The sequence below is a fragment of the Paracidovorax konjaci genome, from assembly GCF_900112675.1.
In the GTDB taxonomy this organism is placed as follows: Bacteria; Pseudomonadota; Gammaproteobacteria; order Burkholderiales; family Burkholderiaceae_C; genus Paracidovorax; species Paracidovorax konjaci.
Genome location: NZ_FOMQ01000003.1, coordinates 195,734 through 215,191, shown reverse-complemented (window position 1 = coordinate 215,191; position 19,458 = coordinate 195,734). Strand labels below are relative to the sequence as shown.

Genomic DNA, 19,458 nt, shown 5'->3' with positions numbered 1-19,458 from the left:
CGGCGTCAGGTGGCGGCGTCGATGCGCAGTTGCACCGCATTGTTCAGATAGATCGGCGTCACGCGGTAGCCCGGCACCGAGACGGCATCGAAGGCGCCGTTCAGGCCCGCGTGGCGCATCAGCGTGATCGTCGAGCCCACGGCAGGGCGCACGCCCTGCGCAAAAGACACCTCCAGCGTGCCGGCCAGCGCGGCCGTGCCGTTCACGGTCAGCGTGCCCGCGGTGCCCGCGGCCGACGCCAGCCGCAGCGACAGCGTGCTGCCGGGGCGCTGGGTGTAGGTGCCGTTCACGGCCACCTCCGTGGCGGCATCCGTGCGCAGCGTGCCGCCGCCCACGTACACCGCGCCGTTGCCCAGCGCGGCGCTGCTGCCGGCCTGCAGCGTGCCGGCCGCCACTTCGATACCGCCCGTGAAGCTGTTCTGGCCCGCCAGCACCAGCGTGCCGGTGCCCCGCTTGGTGAGCTTGCCCGCGCCGGCGATGTCGTTGCGCCACGTGTCCTGCGCGTTGAAGCCGCCCTGCGCGGCGTCCATCGCCACGGCCACGTCGCCGTCGAAGCGGCCGTAGCCATCGGCCGCGGCGAACAGGTTCAGCCGGCCCCAGCCTTCCGCGTCGTCCATCACCGGGTAGCCCGAGGGCACGGCCGTGGTCTTGAGCACCACGCGGCGCTGCGCGGCGTCGAGGTAGGGCAGGCGTGTCTCCAGCAGTACCTCCGCGCCCTTCGGCACGGTGGCCTGGCGCGTGGCGTCGGCGATCTGCGTGAAGCCGAAGGTCATGCGCCGCAGGTAATGGGCCTTGTTTGTGGCGTAGTCCGCGAAGCGGTCCGCGCTGGCGGGCTGCGCGTGCGCGAGCTGCCACAGCTCGCCCGGCGTCTTCGCGCCCGTGGACGCCATCAGCGTGCCGCGGGCCTGCTGGAAGGCGGCCGTCCGGCGCGCCGCATTGGCGCCCGTCGCGATGCTGGCCGCCGCCACGGCCTGGCCGTGGATGCGCCCGCTGATCACGTCCAGCGGCGAATGCATGCCCGCGAGGATCCGGCTCTCGCCCAGCTCCAGCCCGCGCGCCACCAGCTCCTGGAAGCGCTCCGGCACCACGTAGGCCATGGCGATCGCACTGCGCACCGACTCGGCGGTGTGCCCGCTCGTGAAGCCGCCGTCGGTGGCCGGCGTCGTGCTGCGTGCAGGCAACAGCGCGGGCACCACCTGCACGCTGCTGCTCCAGCGCCAGGGGCGGGCGTATTTGTAGAAACGCTTGGCGGGCTCGGTCGAGCCGTTCTCGCCGATGCCGGCGACGAAATCCACCACCGTGCCGAAGGCTGCGTTGGCACTGCCGCCCACGCCGGTGTTGTTGCCACCGTCGTTGTAGAGCACCGTGGTCGCGTCGCCGGGGACCGAGGTGATCGTCGTCGTCTGCTGCGCTGCCTTGCGCCAGGCATCGGCGAGCGGGCCCATGCCGTCGCTCACGCTGTAGGCCTTGCCGCGCCGGTCGTCCAGGTAGGCGAGCAGTTCCTGGGCAGGCGTGCGGCGGGAGGTCGCATCCACCACGTACTGGATGTTGTGCGCGTGCACCTGGGCCTGGAGCACCGTGCCGTCGGTGGCGTCGCCCGGAATGCCGGTCCAGGTGGACGGCACGATCGCCGGAAAGGTGCCGACGGCCGGGGCCGTCACGCCCGCATCCACCAGGGCCGTGGACGGCCGCCAGATCGACAGGAAGCCCGAGAGGACGCGCACGCCGGCGTTCGTCTGCAGCGTGGCGTAGCGCGCATCGCCACGCTGGTTCGTGAAGGCGTTGTCGACGAACGGCGGCACCGCCGTTTCGCTGGGCGCAGGCGCGGTGTCGGCGACACCCAGTCCTGCGGGTGGCGAGGGAATGGCGGGCGCATCGGAGCCTCCACCGCAGGCGGAGAGCGCGAAGGCGGCGGCGAGCGCCAGGATCAGGGGGCGGCGGGAGAAAGAGGTCGTCATGGAGGACGCGAAGGATGAGGAGGAGAGGGCGCCAGGTGCCTCGCGGCACGCCGGGAAGAAGCAGGCCCACAGCAGAGCTTGCCGCGGCGCACTCTAGGGGCGCTGCATGACGCTGGCGTGACGGGTGGGCGCCCGGCTGGTGCGGCGCCATGGCCGCGCGGGCTGCCGGGCCGCCCTCCATGGCACTGTCAGGTCCATCGTCCGGACGCGCTGGCCTGCCTGCTCGCCAGAATGGAAAAATGTTTCAAGGTGTGCGCAGCGTCTTTGCGCCGAGGTAGCATGGAGGCATGGACGTCGCCCCCGTTTCATCCCTCTTGCCCGAAGAGGCCCGGCCCGCACGCCCGGCCGGCTGGGGCGACAGCTTCCGCATGCCCCTCTTCCGCTCGGGCACGCAGGTGCGCCTGGGCGACCGCTGGGAAACCGTCAGCCACGTGTCGATCCGTCGCCAGGACATGAGCGTCCACCTCGTGGGGCGCGACGCACCCGTAGCCCCCGAGCGCCTGGTGCTCGAACCCACCGTCTTCGCGACCCGCCGCATGCCCTGAGGGCGACCGCGGCGTGCCGGCGCCCGGGCCTCAGGGGGCAGACGGCGGCAGGCCCATGGCCTCGCCGAGCCGCACCGCCCGCGCAGGCGCCCAGGCATCGGTGAAGCGCAGCGCGCCGGGTTCGAACAGCAGCACGACGGTCGATCCCAGCATGAAGCGCCCCATCTCCTCGCCTTTGCGCAGCAGGATCTCCGGGCCGTCGTCGTAGGTCCAGTGGCGGGGCTCGGCGGAGCGGGGCGGATTCACCGTGCCGTGCCACACCGTCGCCATGCTGCCCACGATGGTCGCGCCCACCAGCACCAGCGCCATCGCGCCGAGGGGCGTATCGAAGAGGCAGACCACGCGCTCGTTGCGCGCAAACAGCCCGGGAACGCCACGTGCCGTGAGCGGATTCACCGAGAACAGCGCGCCCGGCACATAGGTCATGCCGCGCAGGCGGCCGTCGCATGGCATGTGGATGCGGTGGTAGTCGCGCGGGCTCAGGTAGATGGTGGCGAAACTGCCGTTCGCAAACCGCGAGGCCGCCGCCGCGTCGCCGCCCAGCAGGGCCGTGGTCGAGTAGCGGTGCCCCTTCGCCTGGAAGATCTGGTCTTCATCGATGGCACCGAACTGGCTCACCGCGCCGTCCACCGGGCAGATCGCCGGAGCATCGGCAATGGGACGGGCTCCGGGACGCAGCGCACGCGTGAAGAAATCGTTGAACGTCGCATAGCTGGCGATGTCCGGGTTTTCCGCTTCGGACATATCGACGCGGTAGCGGGCCACGAAGTGGCGAATGGCCGCAGTGGTCTGGCCGCCGGCCTGCGCCGAGGCGAAACGCCCGGCCAGCGCGGTGAGGGCCCGCTTGGGCAGCAGGTATTGCGGAAGAACGGCGAGGCGATCTGACACGGAGGCTCCTGCGGCGAAAGGGCCGGCCATTCTAGGGGGTGTTGGAGCGTTACCGGCGCACTCTGCTCGGCAGCGCAGGGCGGTCCGATGGCCATGGCAATGCCATGGGGGCGGCGCCCGCAAAGCTGCGGCGCGGCACGGCTGCGTTGCCGGTCGGCAGGGCGAGCACGGGACCGTTGGGCGCCGCCTTATGCGAGACAGCTATGGCAGGCATGAACGCATCGCAGTGCAGCGATCCCGCATCCCGGTATCGCGCAGTACAATTGACAGGTTTTGCGCTGTGCCGACCCCGGCCCGCGCTTCGAGAGGGATGCGGCGTCTGCCGGCTCTCCCATGCGTTGCCTCTTCGGCGCCAATTCTGGCACCGGGTCAAAGGCCCCAGCGTAACGAAGCGCATGCGTTTGCATCGCTCGTCTCGGCAGTCCATGCGCGCCGCTCGTGACAGAAGGGTGCGCTTGAGTAATTGCTGCCGTATCGATACGGATCTTTAAATTTTGAGTTGAACCATGGCCAAAGAAGAACTCATCGAAATGCAGGGCTCCGTGACGGAAGTGCTGCCGGATTCACGGTTTCGTGTCACGCTGGACAACGGGCATCAGTTGATCGCCTATACCGGCGGAAAGATGCGCAAGCACCACATCCGTATCCTGGCAGGCGACAAGGTGTCGCTGGAAATGTCTCCCTACGACCTCAGCAAGGGGCGCATCACGTTCCGCCACCTTCCTGGCCGCGGCCCTGGTCCTTCGAGTTCGCGTTGAGCTGCTGCAGCGTGCCTGCTGTCTCAGCCTGTTCTGAATAAATCTTCATAAAAAAGCCATGACTTGCCCGGAGAGTCCTTGAGACCGGGTTAGAATGCTAGCTGTCGGAGCGTAGCGCAGCCTGGTAGCGCATCTGCTTTGGGAGCAGAGGGTCGCGAGTTCGAATCCCGCCGCTCCGACCATTGATCGTCAGAAGGCGCAAACCGTGAGGTTTGCGCCTTTTTTCTTTTCTGAATTCGCATGCCGTATCGCTGCCGAGAAGATGGGCGCCGCGCCCGCTGGCATGCACTGCATACGCGGTGATACAGGTTCGCGCCGCCGTGTGGGGCATGATCGCAGGCCCCACTTCTGCCTGCGCTGTGGGAGCCTGCCACGTTTGCGCTGTGCCCTGCAGCGTGGCATGGGATGCAGCGCAAGCCCCTCGCAGTCAAAGCACTATGTCCATTGAAACTTTCGGCGACAGCATTCTCCGTGGTCCTGGAATTGCCATGCCAATTCCTGAAACGATGATGTCCCTGCGCCCCGGTTGGGCCGTCGAAGACCGCTCCGCGGTCGGTCTGCTGATGCAGGATCTGCTCCTCGGGTACACGGAGCCGTATCCTGGCGCCCCGGCCGACGCCTTTCCCTTGGGACCGCAGCCGCCCTTCAACGCAGTACGCCGGGATGGCGAGATCATCGTGCTGGGCCTCGGGCTCAACGATGCGCTGGAAATGCGTTCGCCTGCCGACTACGAGGCGAATCTGCGCGACGCCCTTCGCATCATCCATGCCGAGTGGCGCACACCGATCCTCACGGGCATCGTCGATGTGCCGGTGGCCGATCTGTTCACCGCGGAACGGGTTCAGCGCCGGCGCGAACTCAATGCCGTCACGCTGGCGGTGGCTGCCGACCTGCGGGTGGAGCATGCGGGTTGGGGAGAGGACTACCGTGGGGTTGCGGACGTGATCGACAACGTTCACCGCACCCAGGCGGCAAGTGACCGATTGGCTGCGCTGCTGGTAGCAGCCATCGAGCGCACGTTCTGAACGGCGCGGCCGCAGGCAGCGGCTCCCGCCATACCATTGCTGGGCTGCGCACATCTGGCGCAGCCTTTTCTTGTTGAGCCATGGCCACTCTTCACGCGTCTTCCGATCACCCTCGCTCGCAGCCCCGCGTGCGGATGGAGGCTGTGGATGCCCTTCGGGGATGCGCCATGGTGTGGATGACCATCTTCCACTTCTGCTTCGATCTGAGCCATTTCGGCTACTGGCCACAGGATTTCCGGGCCGATCCTTTTTGGACTTTGCAGCGGACCGCCATCGTGAGCATGTTCCTGGTCTGCGCGGGACTGGGTCAGTCGCTGGCATGGCGGCAGGGGCTTGGCTGGCACCGGTTCGGTCGCCGCTGGGTGCAGATCGCAGCCTGCGCATTGCTTGTCAGCGCGGGCTCGTACCTCATGTTTCCTCGCAGCTTCATCCATTTCGGCGTGCTGCATGGCATGGCCGTGATGCTGGTGATTGCCCGCTGCACTGCAGGCTGGCGGGGGTGGCTCTGGCCTGCCGGTGCCTTGGCGATGGCCGCGCCCTGGTGCGCAGCGTGGCTGCTGGCGGGGCCGGCCGCCGAATGGGCGCCCTGGTTCAATGGCCGTGCACTCAACTGGTTGGGCCTCGTGTCACGCAAGCCGTTCACCGAGGACTATGTGCCGCTGCTGCCCTGGTTGGGTGTGATGTGGTGGGGCATCGCTGCGGGACAGGCCATGCTGGACCACCGTCCGCAATGGCTTGCGCTGGCACTGCCGCGCACCCTGAAACCGCTTGCCGTACTGGGGCGCTGGAGCTTGAGCTATTACATGCTCCACCAGCCGATCCTGATCGGTGCGCTGTTGATCGTGGGGGCGGCGAGGGCGATGTAGAGAGCAGGCTGGAAGGTATTTCACCGGGCAGTGTCCGGCCCGGTACATCCGCTCGGAAATGGGTCGGCAAGCACCTCTCGATTGCCTGCACGGCCTGATGCGCAACCACCCCTCTTGCCGGCAGCCACAAAGAAAAAACGCGGCACCAGGCCGCGTTTCCATCGTGAAGACGAAGCCGGCAGACAGGCCACGGCTCCAAGTCGTTGCTTACTCGACCTTGGCCTTGGCGCGCAGGTCTTCCTGGAACTTCGCCAGCTTCTGCTGCTGCAGTTGCTGCGCGACCTGTGGCTTGACTTCTTCCAGCTTGGGCAACTTGGCTTCGCGGACATCGTCCAGGCGAATGATGTGCCAGCCGAACTGCGTCTTGACGGGGGTCTGCGTCATCTTGCCCTTGTCGAGCTTCACGAGTGCTTCGGTGAACTCGGACACATAGCTGCTCGGAGTAGCCCAGTCGAGGTCGCCGCCGCGCGCGCCGGATCCGGGATCCTTCGACTGCTTCTTGGCGATGTCTTCGAACTTGGCGCCCTTCTTGATGGACGCGATGATGGCCTTGGCCTGGTCTTCCTTTTCCACCAGGATGTGGCTGGCCTTGTATTCCTTGCCGGTATTGGCGGCAACGAACTTGTCGTATTCGGCCTGGATCTCGGCGTCGGAGACAGGGTTGGCCTTCTGGTAGTCGGCGAACAGTTCACGGATCAGGATGGTCTGGCGGGCCAGTTCCATCTGGGCCTTGACGTCCGCAGAGCCTTCCAGGCCGCGCTTTTGCGCTTCCTGCAGGAAGATCTCGCGAGCGATGACTTCTTCCTTGATCTGGTTTTCGATCTCGGGGGTGACAGGGCGGCCGGAACGCTCCACTTGCTGCTTCAGAACGTCGACGCGTTCCTTGGGCACGGCCTTGCCGTTCACAACGGCAATGTTTTGCGCGAAGGCGGGCAGGGCGGACGTGCCCAGCACGGCTGCGGCCACGAGGCCGGTCAAGAGCTTTTTCTTCATTGGGAAATCCACAAAAAGGAATGGGCCGGCTGGGCGGGGTACGCCGCTGTGGCCCCTGGACGTGGGAATCTGATCAGAGAACTTCTATCGCGATGGCGTGTGCGCCCTGGTCAATGAACTCCTGCAGCGCATCATACACAAGGCGATGGCGCGCCACCCGGCTGCGGCCGGTAAACAAAGGTGACGAGATGCGCACGCGGAAATGCGTGCCGAAGCCGGTGCCGTTGGCTCCTGCGTGGCCCGCATGGGCCGCGCTCTCGTCGAGCACTTCCAGGGTGGACGGGGCGAGCGCGGCGTGCAGCTTGCGCTCCATGGCTTGCGCAGTGATCGGCAGGTCCGGCTGCACGTCGCTCATGGCTGGGGATCCTCTGCCGAGGGCTTGTTGTCGGCGTCCTTGATGTAGCGGCTGAGATAGAGCGCCTGCCCCACGACGAACACGGCCATGAGTCCGAGACCGCCGAACAGCTTGAAGTTCACCCACGCGTCGGTGCTGAAGGTATAGGCCACCCACAGGTTGACGACGCCCATCACCACGAAGAAGGCGGTCCAGCTCCAGTTCATCGCGCGCCATGCGGCATCCGGCAGCTCCATCTGGCCGCCCATGAGGCTGCGGATGAGGTTCTTGCGGAAGACGAGCTGGCCGATCAGGAGCGCTGCAGCCATCAGCCAGTACAGCACGGTGGGCTTCCATTTGATGAAGGTGTCGCTGTGGGAGAGCAGCGTGGCGCCCCCGAAGACGACGATCACACCCAGGCTCACCCACTGCATGGGTTCGACACGGCCATGCCGCACGCGCAGGTAGCCGATCTGCAGAATGGTGGCGCCAATGGCCACGGCCGTGGCGGTGTAGATCCCCCAGACCTTGAAGGCCACGAAGAACAGGATGATGGGAAAGAAATCGATCAGCAGTTTCATAGGTGCGATGGCTGTTCCGTGAAGCTCTTGCGCAGAGCGCCGGGCGGCTCTGCCGTCAGGCGCCGCCGGGCTCGAAGTCCAGGGAGGCGGAGTTCATGCAATAGCGCAGGCCGGCAGGGGCCGGACCGTCCTCGAACACATGGCCGAGATGCGCCCCGCATTGTGCACATACCGTTTCGGTACGGACCATGCCATGGCTGCGGTCCACGATCTCCTGGATGGCGCCGGGCACTGCCTGGGAAAAGCTGGGCCAGCCGCAACCCGCGTCGAACTTGGTCTCCGCATCGAACAGCTTGGCGCCACAACAGATGCAGTGGTACGTGCCGTCGTCCCAGTGGGCTTCGTATTTCCCCGTGAAGGGGCGTTCCGTGGCGGCATGGCGCGTGACCTGCCAGGCGACGGGTTCCGCCCCCTTGTCTTTGAGCAGGGCCTGCCATTCGGCGTCGGTCTTCTGGATGGGAAAGGTCATGATGAGCAGCTGATCTCGATGGAGGAGGCCCAGTCGGGCGGAAAGCCCGCCCACTCGGCGTGGTCGGGGTGGTCGTCGAAGGGGTGGGCCAGCACGCCCTGCAGCGCGTGCAGCGGCCGGAAGTCTCCGGTTTTCGCGGCCCGGATGGCCTGCTCGCCCAGGTGATTGCGCAGCACGAACTGCGGATTGGTCAGGAGCATGCCTGCGGCCGCTTCGCCGTGGGTCCGGTCCTCCCGGGCCTGGCGTGCGGTGTACCGCGACTGCCAGGCGTCCCACGCGGACCGGTCGATGAAAAGATCCTGCACCGGAGCGAAATCCTGTGCTTGCACGGCCTGGGATAGGCGCCGCCAGAAGATGGTGTAGTCCACCGCGTCCTGCGCCAGCAGCGCCAGCAGATCGTCCAGGAGCGCGGCATCCCCCTCGGCGGCAGAGGCCAGCCCGAGTTTCTCCCGCATGCGCCGCAGGTATTCGGCAGGAAAGACGGAGCGGTAGGGTTCCAGCGCGGCCTGGGCGGTCTCGGGGTCGCCGATGAGCGGCATCAATGCCTGCCCAAGGCAGAACAGATTCCAGTAGGCCACCTGGGGCTGCCGATTGAAGGCATAGCGGCCCTGGCTGTCGCTGTGGTTGCAGATGTGGCCGGGCACGAAAGCGTCGAGGAACTGGAACGGGCCATAGTCGATGGTGAGCCCCAGGATGCTCATGTTGTCGGTGTTCATCACTCCATGGCAGAAACCTACGGCCTGCCATTGGGCGACCATCGCGGCCGTGCGCTCGCCCACGGCGCGCAGCAGCGCGGCGTACGCATTCCTGCCGGGCATGCCGTCGGTTTCCCGGCATTGGGGGTAGTAGCGGTCGATCACGTAATCGGCGAGGGTGCGCAGCGCCTCTATCTGGTCGCGGGCGGCGAAATGTTCGAAGTGGCCGAACCGCACGAAGCTGGGCGCTGTGCGCGTGACCACTGCCGCAGTTTCGACTTCCTCGCGAACGATGGGCGCGGGCGAGCCGGTAAGGGCCAGTGCCCGGGAGGTCGGGATGCCCAGCGCATGCATGGCTTCGCTGCAGAGGAATTCACGGATCGATGAGCGCAGCACCGCGCGGCCATCGCCCATGCGTGAATACGGCGTGCGGCCGCTGCCCTTGAGCTGTACCTCGTACCCGCTTTCCGTTTCGCCGAGCAGGATCGCGCGGCCGTCCCCGAGTTGCCCCGCCCAGACGCCGAACTGGTGGCCGCTGTACACGCTGGCCAGTGGTTCCATGCCGCGCAGCACCGCATTGCCGGAGAGCACCTGCAGTGCCGCATCGCTGCCCAACCATTCGGGCTCCAGCCCGATCAGGGCCGCGGTATCGGGGCTGCCCGCGATCCAGTAAGGGTCGGGCAGCGGCGTGGGCACGAGTTCGGTGAAGAATTGCGGGCCCAGTGCAGCGAAGCCGTTGCGCCATGCCAGGCCCGAGCGGACCTCGGCCGGAGCGGCGGAAGAGGCGGTGGATATCATCGCCGCCATTGTGTCCGAGCGCCTTTTCCACGGCCAGGCGCAGGGGCTTGGAGCGCGGTGCCAGGGTACTTGTCAAGCGCGCGACAGTGGTGCCGCGCTGCAGGGTTGCCGAGCAGCCGCCGTGCGCGACCGCAGGGTTAGGATAAGAAATCACCCTATCCACCCCTATGAGGAGACAACACATGCTGGGCCTGATGCAGAGCCAACCCCTGCTGATTTCCACGCTCGTCGAGTTTGCGGAGCGCCACCACGGCGACGCGCAGATCGTTTCGCGGCGCGTGGAGGGAGACATCCACCGCTATACCTACCGCGATATGGCCGCCAGGGCGCGCCAGCTCGCCAATGCGCTGGACGGGGACGGCCTCGCGTTCGGCGATCGCGTCGCCAGCCTGGCGTGGAATGGCTACCGCCACCTCGAGATGTATTACGGCGTGAGCGGTTCGGGCCGCGTGCTGCACACCATCAACCCGCGCCTGCATCCGGAGCAGGTCGCCTGGATCGTGAACCATGCCGAAGACCAGGTCCTGTGCTTCGACCTGAGCTTTCTGCCGATCGTGCAGGCAGTGCATGCCAAGTGCCCCACGGTGCGGCGATGGGTGGCGTTGTGCGATGCGGACCGTCTGCCGGCCGACACGGGCATCCCCCATCTCACGAGCTATGAGTCCTGGATCGGGGCTTCGCCGGACCGCTACGACTGGCCGGTGTTCGACGAAAACTCGGCCTCCAGCCTCTGCTACACCAGTGGCACCACAGGGCACCCCAAAGGCGTGCTCTACAGCCACCGGTCGTCGCTGCTGCACGCCTATGCGGCGGCGCTGCCGGATGTGATGGGCCTGTCGGCCAGCGACGCGGTCCTGCCCGTGGTGCCGATGTTCCACGTCAACGCCTGGGGTATTCCGTATTCCGCACCGCTCACGGGCTGCAAGCTGGTGTTCCCCGGCCCTGCGCTGGACGGCAAGTCGGTGTACGAACTCATGGACGCCGAGGGTGTGACCTTCGCGGCGGGCGTGCCCACGGTCTGGCAGATGCTGCTGCAGCATGCCAAGGCCACGGGCGTGCGGTTCGGCAAGCTCCAGCGCACGGTGATCGGTGGCTCGGCCTGCCCCCCCGCCATGATCGAGGCCTTCCAGGACGAGTACGGCGTGCGCGTGCTGCATGCCTGGGGCATGACGGAGATGAGCCCGCTGGGCACGCTGTGCTCGCTCAAGAACAAGCACCAGGACCTTCCTGCCCAGGAGCGCATGAAGATCCTGCTGAAGCAGGGGCGTGCGATCTTCGGCGTGGACATGAAGATCGTCGACGGCGAGGGCCGCGAACTCCCCTGGGACGGCAAGACCTATGGCGATCTGCTGGTCAAGGGGCCCTGGATCGTGGACCGCTACTACCGTGTCGAGGGCAGCCCGCTGGTTCCCGATGCGCAGGGCCGCGGCTGGTTCCCCACGGGCGACGTGGCCACCATCGACGCCGACGGCTACATGCAGATCACCGACCGCAGCAAGGACGTGATCAAGTCCGGCGGCGAATGGATCAGCTCCATCGACATCGAGAACATCGCCATGGCGCACCCTGCCGTGGCAATGGCCGCATGCATCGGCATGCCGCATCCCAAGTGGGACGAGCGGCCCGTGGTGGCGGTCGTGCTGCGCCAGGGCGCTCAGGCCACGCGTGAAGAACTGCTGGCGTTCTATGAAGGCAAGACCGCCAAGTGGCAGATCCCGGACGACGTGCTGTTCCTCGATGCCATACCGATCGGCGCGACGGGCAAGATGCTGAAAGCCCGCCTGCGGGAGCAACTGCAGGACTATCGCCTTCCCGGCCTTTGACCGCTGGCCGCACGCCGGTGCAGGCGTGCGGCCAGCCTGCGCGAGTCGCCTGCGGGATAGGCGCTAGGGTGAATCCCTGAACGCCGGCGCAGACCTCGCCTGTACGCTGCGGCGTGTTCGGTGACCCCCAATACGCAAGGAGACAGGCGATGAGATTTGCTATCAAAGTAGTAGCGGCATCTGCAATGTTCGCGACGGCATGCGGCGCATTCGCTCAAAAAGGCGAGACCGTGAAGATCGCGTGGCTCGACCCGCTTTCCGGCCTCATGGCGGCGGTGGGCACCAACCAGCTCAAGAGCTTCCAGTTCCTGGCGGACGAGTTCAGCAAGAAGAACGCCTCGGGCGTGAAGTTCGAGATCATCGGCATCGACAACAAGCTGAGCCCGCAGGAGACCACCAGTGCGCTGCGCTCCGCGATGGACCAGGGCGCCCGCTATGTGGTGCAGGGCAACGGCTCGGGCCCTGCGCTGGCCATCATGGATGCCCTGGAGAAGCACAACGCGCGCAACCCGGGCAAGGAAGTGGTCTACCTCAACTATGCGGCCGTGGACCCGGACCTCACCAACAGCAAGTGCAGCTACTGGCATTTCCGCCTCGATGCCGACACGTCGATGAAGATGGAAGCCATGACCACCTTCATGAAGGACCAGCCCGAGATCAAGAAGGTCTACCTCATCAACCAGAATTACGCGCACGGCCAGCAGGTTTCCAAGTACGTCAAGGAAAACCTCGCCCGCAAGCGGCCCGACGTGCAGATCGTGGGCGATGACCTGCACCCGCTGGCCCAGGTGCGCGATTTCGCACCCTACATCGCCAAGATCCGCCAGTCGGGCGCCGATACGGTGATCACCGGCAACTGGGGCTCCGACCTCGCGCTGCTCATCAAGGCGGCCAACGATGCGGGCCTCTCCAACGTCAATTTCTATACCTACTATGGCGGCGTGACCGGATCGCCCACGGCCATGGGGTCGGCCGCGGCAGGGCGCGTGTACATGGTGTCGTACAACCACCTGAACCTGCCCGGCGACATCGGCCGCGTGGTGACCGAGTACAAGAAGAAGTTCAACGACGACATGTACACCGGTGCCGTATACCACGCCTTCGCGATGCTCGATGCCGGCTTCGTCAAGGCCAAGAGCACCGACCCGGTGAAGGTCGCCGCCGTGTTCGAAGGGATGAAATTCACCAGCTTCAACGGCGAGGTGGAGATGCGCAAGACCGACCACCAGCTCCAGCAGGGGCTGTTCGTCTCCAAGTGGGAAAAGGCGGGCGGCAAGTACCCCAACGACGCGGAGAATACGGGCTACACCTTCGTGCCCGTGAAGTATTACGAGCCCTACGTGGCCAGCACGCCCAGCTCCTGCCAAATGAAGCGCCCGTCCTGAGCGCTGGGCCGCCGCAGCCCCCGGCTGCCGGCGGCGCCACTGTCTGACGGTGGCCCGGCCGGCGCCGGGCCTTTTTCCAATCGGCCACTCTCCAGCGCCGCGGGGCGTTCATTGCGATGAATCTTGAGTTTTTCGTCATCTCGCTGCTGAACGGGGTGAGTTACGGCCTGCTGCTGTTCATGCTCAGCTCCGGGCTGACGCTGATCTTCAGCATGATGGGCGTGCTCAATTTCGCGCACACCAGCTTCTACATGCTGGGCGCGTATTTCGCCTATTCGATCTCGGGCGTGCTGGGTTTCTGGCCCGCGCTCTTCGTCGCGCCGCTGGCCGTGGGCCTGCTGGGCGCGGCGTTCGAGCGCTACGCGCTGCGCCGGGTGCACAAGTTCGGCCACGTGCCCGAACTGCTCGTCACCTTCGGCCTGTCGTACCTCGTCCTGGAGATCGTGCAGTTGGTCTGGGGCCGTTCCACCGTTCCCTACGCCTTGCCGGCGCAACTGCAAGGGCCGCTCTTTTCCCTCTACGGAACGCAGTTCCCCAAGTCGCGCTCCTTCGTGATGCTGGTGGCGCTGCTGATGCTGCTGTCGGTGTGGCTGGTCCTGACCCGCACGCGCATCGGGCTCGTGATCCAGGCGGCACTCAAGCAGCCCGAGATGGTCGAGGCCCTGGGCCACAACGTGCCCCGCGTGTTCATGCTCGTGTTCGGCGGCGGTTGCGCGCTGGCGGGGCTGGCGGGCGTGATCGGGGGCAACACCTACGTGACGGAGCCGGCGATGGCGGCCTCGGTGGGCTCCATCATCTTCGTCGTGGTGGTGGTGGGGGGCATGGGATCGCTCGCGGGGGCTTTCCTGGCGTCGCTCATCATCGGGCTCGTGCAGACCTTCGCCGTGGCGCTCGACTACTCGATGGTGCACGCGCTGCGGGCCCTGGGCATGGCGGTGACCGAGCAGACCTTCGGCTACCCGGTGCTCAAGCTCACCATCTCGCAGGTCGCGCCGATCCTGCCCTACCTGTTCCTCGTGCTGATCCTCATCTTCCGCCCCAAGGGGCTCCTTGGAACCCGGGAGGATTGATCCACCATGCCAACGACTTCCTCTTCCAGCGCGGGCCGGCACTACAGCTTCCGGCCGCTCAACATCGGCCGCGCCGTGGTGTGGAGCGCGTTCGCGCTCGTGCTCATCGTGGCGCCCAAGGTCTTCACGAGCAGCCTGGCGCTCACCATGCTCGCGCAGATCGGCTACCTCATCATCATCTGCCTCTCGTACAACATCCTGCTGGGGCAGGGCGGCATGCTGAGCTTCGGGCATGCGGTCTACACCGGCATGGGGTCGTTCCTGGCGGTGCACGCGATGAACTGGGCGAGCCAGGGCAAGCTGCCCATTCCGCTCGTGCTGATACCGCTGGTGGGCGGGCTGGCGGGCATGCTCTTCGCGGTCCTCCTGGGCTTCGTCACCACCAAGAAGTCGGGCACCACTTTCGCGATGATCACGCTCGGCATCGGCGAACTGGTGGCGTCCATGGCGCTGATGTTCCCCGAGTTCTTCGGCGGCGAGGGCGGCATCACGACCGACCGCGTGTACGGCAAGGGCTTTCTCGGCATCACCTTCGGGCCGGCCCTGCAGGTGTACTACCTGATCGCGGCCTACTGCTTCGTCTGCACGGCGCTCATGTTCGCCTTCACGGGCACCCCTTTGGGCCGCATCCTGAACGCGGTGCGGGACAACCCCGAGCGCGTGGAATTCATCGGCTACAACACGCAGCGCGTGCGCTACTACGCCTTCATCATCGCGGGCTTCTTCGCGGGCATCGGCGGGGCGCTGGCGGCCATCAATTTCGAGATCGTCACCGCCGCCGACAGCGTGAGCGTGATGCGCTCGGGCTCCTACCTGTTGTTCACCTTCCTGGGCGGCGCCACGTTCTTCTTCGGCCCCATCATCGGCGCGGTGCTGCTGGTGTTCGCGTCGGTGCTGCTGTCGGAGCTGTCCAAGGCCTGGCTGCTCTACCTGGGGCTCGTGTTCCTGTTCATGGTCATGTATGCGCCGGGCGGCATCGCCAGCCTGATCATGATGAACCTGCGCGTGGCGCGCTACGGCCGCCTGCGGGCGCTGCTGCCCAGCTACCTGGCACTGGGCAGCACGGCGATGGTGGCCGTGCTGGGCGCCGCCGCGATGATCGAGATGACCTACCACCTGCAGCTCAATGCGGCGCTCGGGCCGCACATCGGATTCCTGGGCGCCACGCTCGATGCGCGCAGCCCATCGACCTGGATCGCCACCGGCCTCGTCTTCGCCGTGGGGCTGGTCCTCTTCGAGCTGTGCCGGCGAAACTTCGCCAGGCGGTGGGGCGCCACGCAGGAAGCGATCGAGCGCGACATGCAACGGGGCGTGGCCGGCAAAGGGGGGAACGCATGATGGCGGCCGCAGAAGGCACTCCGGCGCTGGAACTGCGCGACCTGCGCAAGCGCTTCGGCAAGACCGAGATCATCCGCGGCGCCAACCTGGCCGTGAAGGCGGGCGAGCGCGTGGCCATCATCGGCCCCAACGGCGCGGGCAAGTCCACGCTGTTCAACCTGGTCAGCGGCCGCTTCGGACCGTCGAGCGGCGAAGTGCTGCTCAATGGCCAGCGCATCGACGGCAAGGCGCCGTATGAGATCAACCGCATGGGCCTCTCGCGCAGCTTCCAGATCACCAACATCTTCCCCAAGCTCAGCGTGTTCGAGAACCTGCGCTGCGGCGTGCTCTGGAGCCTGGGCTACCGCTACAGCTTCTGGCGGTTCCTCTCGCGGCTGCACGACGCGAATGCACGGGCCGAGGAACTGCTGGATCAGATCCATCTGGCGCCCAAGCGCGACACGCTGGCCATGAACCTCACCTATGCCGAGCAGCGCGCGCTGGAGATCGGCATCACCATCGCGGGCGGCGCGAACGTGATCCTGCTGGACGAGCCCACGGCCGGCATGAGCAAGAGCGAGACGGCCCGGTTCATCCAGCTCATCCGCGAGGTGACGCAGGGGCGCACCCTGCTCACCGTGGAGCACGACATGGGCGTGGTCTTCGGCCTGGCCGACCGCATCGCGGTGGTGGTGTACGGCGAGGTGATCGCCTTCGACACCCCCGAGGCCGTGCGGGCCAATCCGCGCGTGCAGGAGGCCTACCTCGGCTCGGTGGTCGCGTCGCAACAGGCGGAGGGGCACTGACATGCTGCACATACGGGATCTGCACGCCTATTACGGCAAGAGCCATGTGCTGCACGGCGTGTGCTTCGACGTGGCGCCGGGCGAAATCGTGGCGCTGCTGGGGCGCAACGGCTCCGGCCGGTCCACCACGGCCAAGGCCATCATGGGCCTCGTGCAGTGGGAAGGCACGCTCGACTGGAAGGGCCAGCGGCTCAACGGCCGCAAGCCGTACGAGATCGCCCACCTGGGGCTGGGCTACGTTCCGGAAAGCCGGGACGTGTTTCCCAACCTCACGGTGCACCAGAACCTGCTGCTCGGCCAGAAGGGGCGGGGCAAGGGCAGCCGCTGGGGCTTCGACGACATGTACGCGATGTTCCCGCGGCTCAAGGAGCGCCAGCACACCGAGGCCGGCGTGATGTCCGGCGGCGAGCAGCAGATGCTCACGCTCTGCCGCACGCTCATGGGCGATCCGGACCTGATCATCATCGACGAGCCCACCGAGGGCCTGGCGCCCAAGATCGTCGAGCTGGTGGGGGACTACCTCACGAAGATCCGCGAGCGCGGCGTGTCGGTGCTGCTCATCGAGCAGAAGCTCACCATCGCCATGCGCATCTCCGACCGGGCCCTGGTGATGGGCCACGGTAGCATCGTGTTCGACGGCACGCCCGAAGGCCTCCGTGAAAACACGGCGGTGCGCAAGGAGTGGCTGGAGGTCTGAGCGGGCATCGGCCGCACGGCAGGCGGTGCGCGGCCGATCGGTGGGGCGGCCGCGGCCTCGGGCGGCTGCAGGGAGGGAGAGGGGGGCGCGCCGCGGCGCGGCTTCGCGCAGGCCGGCGATAGTTGTCATCAAACGGAAATGTTGAGCCATTAACATTTCCTGACATTATTTCCGGCGCCGCAGGCATGTCCGAATCCCGTGCGTATTTGACCGAGTTCCGCCCCCGTTTCCGTTCCCCCAGCGCCGCGGACCTCTGCACACCTGTCCCGTGCATGACCACCGGCCAGACCAACGAAGAAGTGCTGGACGTGTTCAGCCGGCACCGCGACCTGGTGGCGCTTCCGGTTCTGGAAGGCGATCGCCCCATCGGGCTCATCAACCGCAATATCTTCCTCTCCCAGATGAGCAAGCAGTTCCGCATGGAGCTGTACGGCCGCAAGAGCTGCATCGCCTTCATGGACAAGGAGCCCCTGGTCGTGGATGCGGCCATGGACATCGACACGCTCACGCTGCGCACGGTGGAGTACGGCGAAAAGGCGCTGGCCGACGGATTCATCATCACGCGGGGCGGAGCCTTCGCGGGCGTGGGTAACGGGCTGCAGCTCATGCGGGTGGTGGCGGACATGCAGGCGTCCCGCAACCGGCAGATCATGCACAGCATCGAGTACGCCAGCGTGATCCAGCAATCCACGCTGCGTGCTTCGCGCGACACCCTGGCGCGCGCCTGCGCCCAGGCCGATCTGGTCTGGGAGCCGCGCGATGTGGTGGGCGGCGATTTCTACCAGTTCTGCCTGGCCGACGGCGGCTGGTTCGGTGCGGTGGCCGACTGCACCGGCCACGGCGTGCCGGGCGCCTTCATGACGCTGATCGCGTCCACCAGCCTCGGCAAGGCCATCGAGAGGCATGGAGCGCAGGACCCGGCCGGCCTGCTGGGCAGCGTCAACCAGAGCATCAAGCAGGTCCTGGGGCAGGTGGGCGGCAAGGACGAGACCCCCGGCTCCGACGACGGCATGGACGCCGCCTTCTTCTGGTTCGAACCGGCCGCCGAGCGGCTGGTGTTCGCCGGCGCGCGGCTGTCGCTGCTGGTGCTGCGTCCCGGCGCCGACGCCGTGGACGTGGTCGAAGGCCAGCGCAAGGGCGTGGGCTACGTGGACAGCGCGCTCGACTACGCGTGGGAGAACCAGAGCGTGCCGCTGCCCGCGGGCAGCCTGGTGTTCATCACCACGGACGGCCTGACCGACCAGGTAGGCGGCCCGCGCGCCATTGCCCTGGGCAAGCGCCGCATCCGGGAGCTGTTGCTGCGCCACCGCGATGACAGCCCCGAGCAGATCAATCGCGCCGCGCTGGAGTGCCTGCGCGAGTGGCAGGGCGACCATGCCCGGCGCGACGACGTGACCTTCCTGAGCTTGCGCACCTGATGCGGCCCCTCCACACCAGCCCCCGTTACCGATGATGCACTCCGCCATGATTTCCGCCAAATACGGACCGTTTTTCAGCGTGGCCCGCGAACACCAGGTCATCTTCTATTACGTCGGCTATTTTTCGCAGCACATCGTGGCCGCCATGGCCGATGCCGTGAAACTGCAGCTGGAAGTGGCGGGCGTCGCGGGGCCCACGCGCCGCAAGCTGTTCTCGTCCTTCATCGAGATGGCGCAGAACATCATCCATTACTCGGCCGACGCGCTCACGCCCGCCAGCCAGGCCGATGGCGAGCTGCGGCACGGCTCGGTGTGCATCCGCCGCGAGGCCGATGGCCGCTTCCTGCTGTTGTGCGCCAACCCGATCGAGTCTGGGCTGGCCGACGATCTCCGCAGCAAGCTCGAACAGCTGCGCAGCATGACGCTCGAGGAGATCAAGCAGGCCTACCGGCAGACCTTGCGCGAGGAAACGCCCTCGGGCAGCAAGGGCGCCGGCATGGGATTTCTCACCGTGGCGCGCGACGCGAGCGAGCCGCTGGAATTCGACTTCGATGCCTCGCAGGGCATGGCGGGCGCACCGGTCTTCTACCTGAAAGCAGCGATCTGACCCGCCGCGCACGGACCCAGAGAAGAGAACACGCATGGACAATCTTTACATCGCACCCACCCCCAGCTCTCCCGAGGTGGATTTCCAGTTCGACAAGCACACGCTGAGCCTGCGCGGAGAGTCCTACCCCGAGAACGCCGCGGCTTTCTACGGCGACGTCATCGCGCGGCTCAAGGACTACCTGTCGCGGCAGCGCGGCCAGCGCATCGAGATGCACATCGCGCTGGCCTACTTCAACAGCTCCAGCACCAAGATGCTCTTCAACCTCATCGATGCGCTCAACGATGCGGTCGAGGCGGGCAACCCGGTGGCCCTGCACTGGTACTACGACGAAGAGGACGACACCATTCTCGAGTTCGGGCAGGAGCTGAGCGACGATTTCCCCGATCTCGATTTCACCGGCCACCCCGTGACGCCGTCCTGAT

Annotated in this window: 20 protein-coding genes and 1 tRNA gene; 14 read left to right on the top strand and 7 right to left on the bottom strand. The window is 66.5% G+C overall.

Translation table 11 applies throughout. From position 1 onward, the window contains the following. Nucleotides 1–5: 5 nt before the first annotated feature. Nucleotides 6–1,958: a phosphatase PAP2 family protein gene (locus tag BM144_RS05500; protein ID WP_092950293.1), complete on the bottom strand. Its 1,953-nt coding sequence runs from the start codon at nucleotides 1,956–1,958 to the stop codon at nucleotides 6–8. Nucleotides 1,959–2,245: 287 nt separating this feature from the next. Between BM144_RS05500 and BM144_RS05495 the strand changes: the two genes are divergently transcribed. Continuing rightward, complete coding sequence (locus BM144_RS05495) at nucleotides 2,246–2,503, top strand: hypothetical protein (protein ID WP_092950292.1); 258 nt, start codon at nucleotides 2,246–2,248, stop codon at nucleotides 2,501–2,503. Nucleotides 2,504–2,533: 30 nt separating this feature from the next. Here the strand turns inward: BM144_RS05495 and asd are convergent, their stop codons facing one another. Then, nucleotides 2,534–3,391 (bottom strand): archaetidylserine decarboxylase, encoded by an 858-nt coding sequence (gene asd, locus BM144_RS05490; RefSeq protein ID WP_092950291.1) that lies wholly within the window; start codon nucleotides 3,389–3,391, stop codon nucleotides 2,534–2,536. A 506-nt stretch (nucleotides 3,392–3,897) separates the two neighbouring features. Between asd and infA the strand changes: the two genes are divergently transcribed. The 4 genes from infA to BM144_RS05470 all read left to right on the top strand — a co-directional run bounded on the left by infA (nucleotide 3,898) and on the right by BM144_RS05470 (nucleotide 6,040). Continuing rightward, nucleotides 3,898–4,149, top strand: coding sequence for a translation initiation factor IF-1 (gene infA / locus BM144_RS05485; RefSeq protein ID WP_092950290.1), 252 nt, complete (start codon nucleotides 3,898–3,900; stop codon nucleotides 4,147–4,149). A gap of 105 nt (nucleotides 4,150–4,254) precedes the next feature. Then, a tRNA-Pro gene (locus tag BM144_RS05480) sits at nucleotides 4,255–4,331 on the top strand. A gap of 255 nt (nucleotides 4,332–4,586) precedes the next feature. After that, entirely contained in the window at nucleotides 4,587–5,174 is a 588-nt protein-coding gene (locus BM144_RS05475; RefSeq protein WP_092950289.1) for a GDSL-type esterase/lipase family protein, read from the top strand. Between the two features lie 80 nt (nucleotides 5,175–5,254). Beyond that, complete coding sequence (locus BM144_RS05470) at nucleotides 5,255–6,040, top strand: heparan-alpha-glucosaminide N-acetyltransferase (protein WP_092950288.1); 786 nt, start codon at nucleotides 5,255–5,257, stop codon at nucleotides 6,038–6,040. Nucleotides 6,041–6,247: 207 nt separating this feature from the next. On the opposite strand, the gene BM144_RS05465 is transcribed toward BM144_RS05470, so the two are convergent. From BM144_RS05465 to BM144_RS05445, 5 genes are all read right to left on the bottom strand, one after another. Next, nucleotides 6,248–7,033, bottom strand: coding sequence for a foldase protein PrsA (locus tag BM144_RS05465; RefSeq protein WP_092950287.1), 786 nt, complete (start codon nucleotides 7,031–7,033; stop codon nucleotides 6,248–6,250). 73 nt (nucleotides 7,034–7,106) lie between these two features. Further along, nucleotides 7,107–7,346: a BolA family protein gene (locus BM144_RS05460; RefSeq protein ID WP_092950488.1), complete on the bottom strand. Its 240-nt coding sequence runs from the start codon at nucleotides 7,344–7,346 to the stop codon at nucleotides 7,107–7,109. Nucleotides 7,347–7,384: 38 nt separating this feature from the next. After that, a complete protein-coding gene (locus BM144_RS05455; protein WP_092950286.1) occupies nucleotides 7,385–7,948 on the bottom strand; it encodes a septation protein A in 564 nt (187 codons plus the stop codon). A gap of 55 nt (nucleotides 7,949–8,003) precedes the next feature. Continuing rightward, a complete protein-coding gene (gene msrB / locus BM144_RS05450) occupies nucleotides 8,004–8,417 on the bottom strand; it encodes a peptide-methionine (R)-S-oxide reductase MsrB (RefSeq protein ID WP_092950285.1) in 414 nt (137 codons plus the stop codon). Next, nucleotides 8,414–9,910: a protein adenylyltransferase SelO gene (locus BM144_RS05445; protein ID WP_092950487.1), complete on the bottom strand. Its 1,497-nt coding sequence runs from the start codon at nucleotides 9,908–9,910 to the stop codon at nucleotides 8,414–8,416. Before BM144_RS05445 ends, msrB begins: the two co-directional genes overlap by 4 nt. A 182-nt stretch (nucleotides 9,911–10,092) precedes the next feature. Here BM144_RS05445 and BM144_RS05440 point away from each other — a divergent pair, with 182 nt between their 5' ends. The 9 genes from BM144_RS05440 to BM144_RS05400 all read left to right on the top strand — a co-directional run bounded on the left by BM144_RS05440 (nucleotide 10,093) and on the right by BM144_RS05400 (nucleotide 19,457). Next, nucleotides 10,093–11,733, top strand: a complete 1,641-nt coding sequence (locus BM144_RS05440) for a 3-(methylthio)propionyl-CoA ligase (RefSeq protein ID WP_092950284.1) — start codon at nucleotides 10,093–10,095, stop codon at nucleotides 11,731–11,733. Between the two features lie 149 nt (nucleotides 11,734–11,882). Beyond that, nucleotides 11,883–13,118, top strand: coding sequence for a branched-chain amino acid ABC transporter substrate-binding protein (locus BM144_RS05435; protein WP_092950283.1), 1,236 nt, complete (start codon nucleotides 11,883–11,885; stop codon nucleotides 13,116–13,118). A 116-nt stretch (nucleotides 13,119–13,234) separates the two neighbouring features. Further along, entirely contained in the window at nucleotides 13,235–14,188 is a 954-nt protein-coding gene (locus tag BM144_RS05430) for a branched-chain amino acid ABC transporter permease (protein ID WP_092950282.1), read from the top strand. A gap of 6 nt (nucleotides 14,189–14,194) precedes the next feature. Further along, nucleotides 14,195–15,526 (top strand): branched-chain amino acid ABC transporter permease, encoded by a 1,332-nt coding sequence (locus tag BM144_RS05425; protein ID WP_092950281.1) that lies wholly within the window; start codon nucleotides 14,195–14,197, stop codon nucleotides 15,524–15,526. Next, nucleotides 15,526–16,311: an ABC transporter ATP-binding protein gene (locus tag BM144_RS05420; RefSeq protein ID WP_092950486.1), complete on the top strand. Its 786-nt coding sequence runs from the start codon at nucleotides 15,526–15,528 to the stop codon at nucleotides 16,309–16,311. The genes BM144_RS05425 and BM144_RS05420 overlap by 1 nt, the downstream gene beginning before the upstream one ends. A 1-nt stretch (nucleotide 16,312) precedes the next feature. Beyond that, a complete protein-coding gene (locus tag BM144_RS05415) occupies nucleotides 16,313–17,008 on the top strand; it encodes an ABC transporter ATP-binding protein (RefSeq protein ID WP_092950280.1) in 696 nt (231 codons plus the stop codon). Between the two features lie 185 nt (nucleotides 17,009–17,193). Continuing rightward, the gene (locus BM144_RS05410) at nucleotides 17,194–18,426 is read left to right on the top strand and encodes a SpoIIE family protein phosphatase (RefSeq protein ID WP_092950279.1); all 1,233 of its coding nucleotides are present in this window, start codon (nucleotides 17,194–17,196) and stop codon (nucleotides 18,424–18,426) included. Between the two features lie 46 nt (nucleotides 18,427–18,472). Continuing rightward, nucleotides 18,473–19,033 (top strand): SiaB family protein kinase, encoded by a 561-nt coding sequence (locus BM144_RS05405; protein ID WP_092950485.1) that lies wholly within the window; start codon nucleotides 18,473–18,475, stop codon nucleotides 19,031–19,033. A gap of 34 nt (nucleotides 19,034–19,067) precedes the next feature. Next, a complete protein-coding gene (locus BM144_RS05400) occupies nucleotides 19,068–19,457 on the top strand; it encodes a DUF1987 domain-containing protein (RefSeq protein ID WP_092950278.1) in 390 nt (129 codons plus the stop codon). Nucleotide 19,458: the final 1 nt, after the last annotated feature.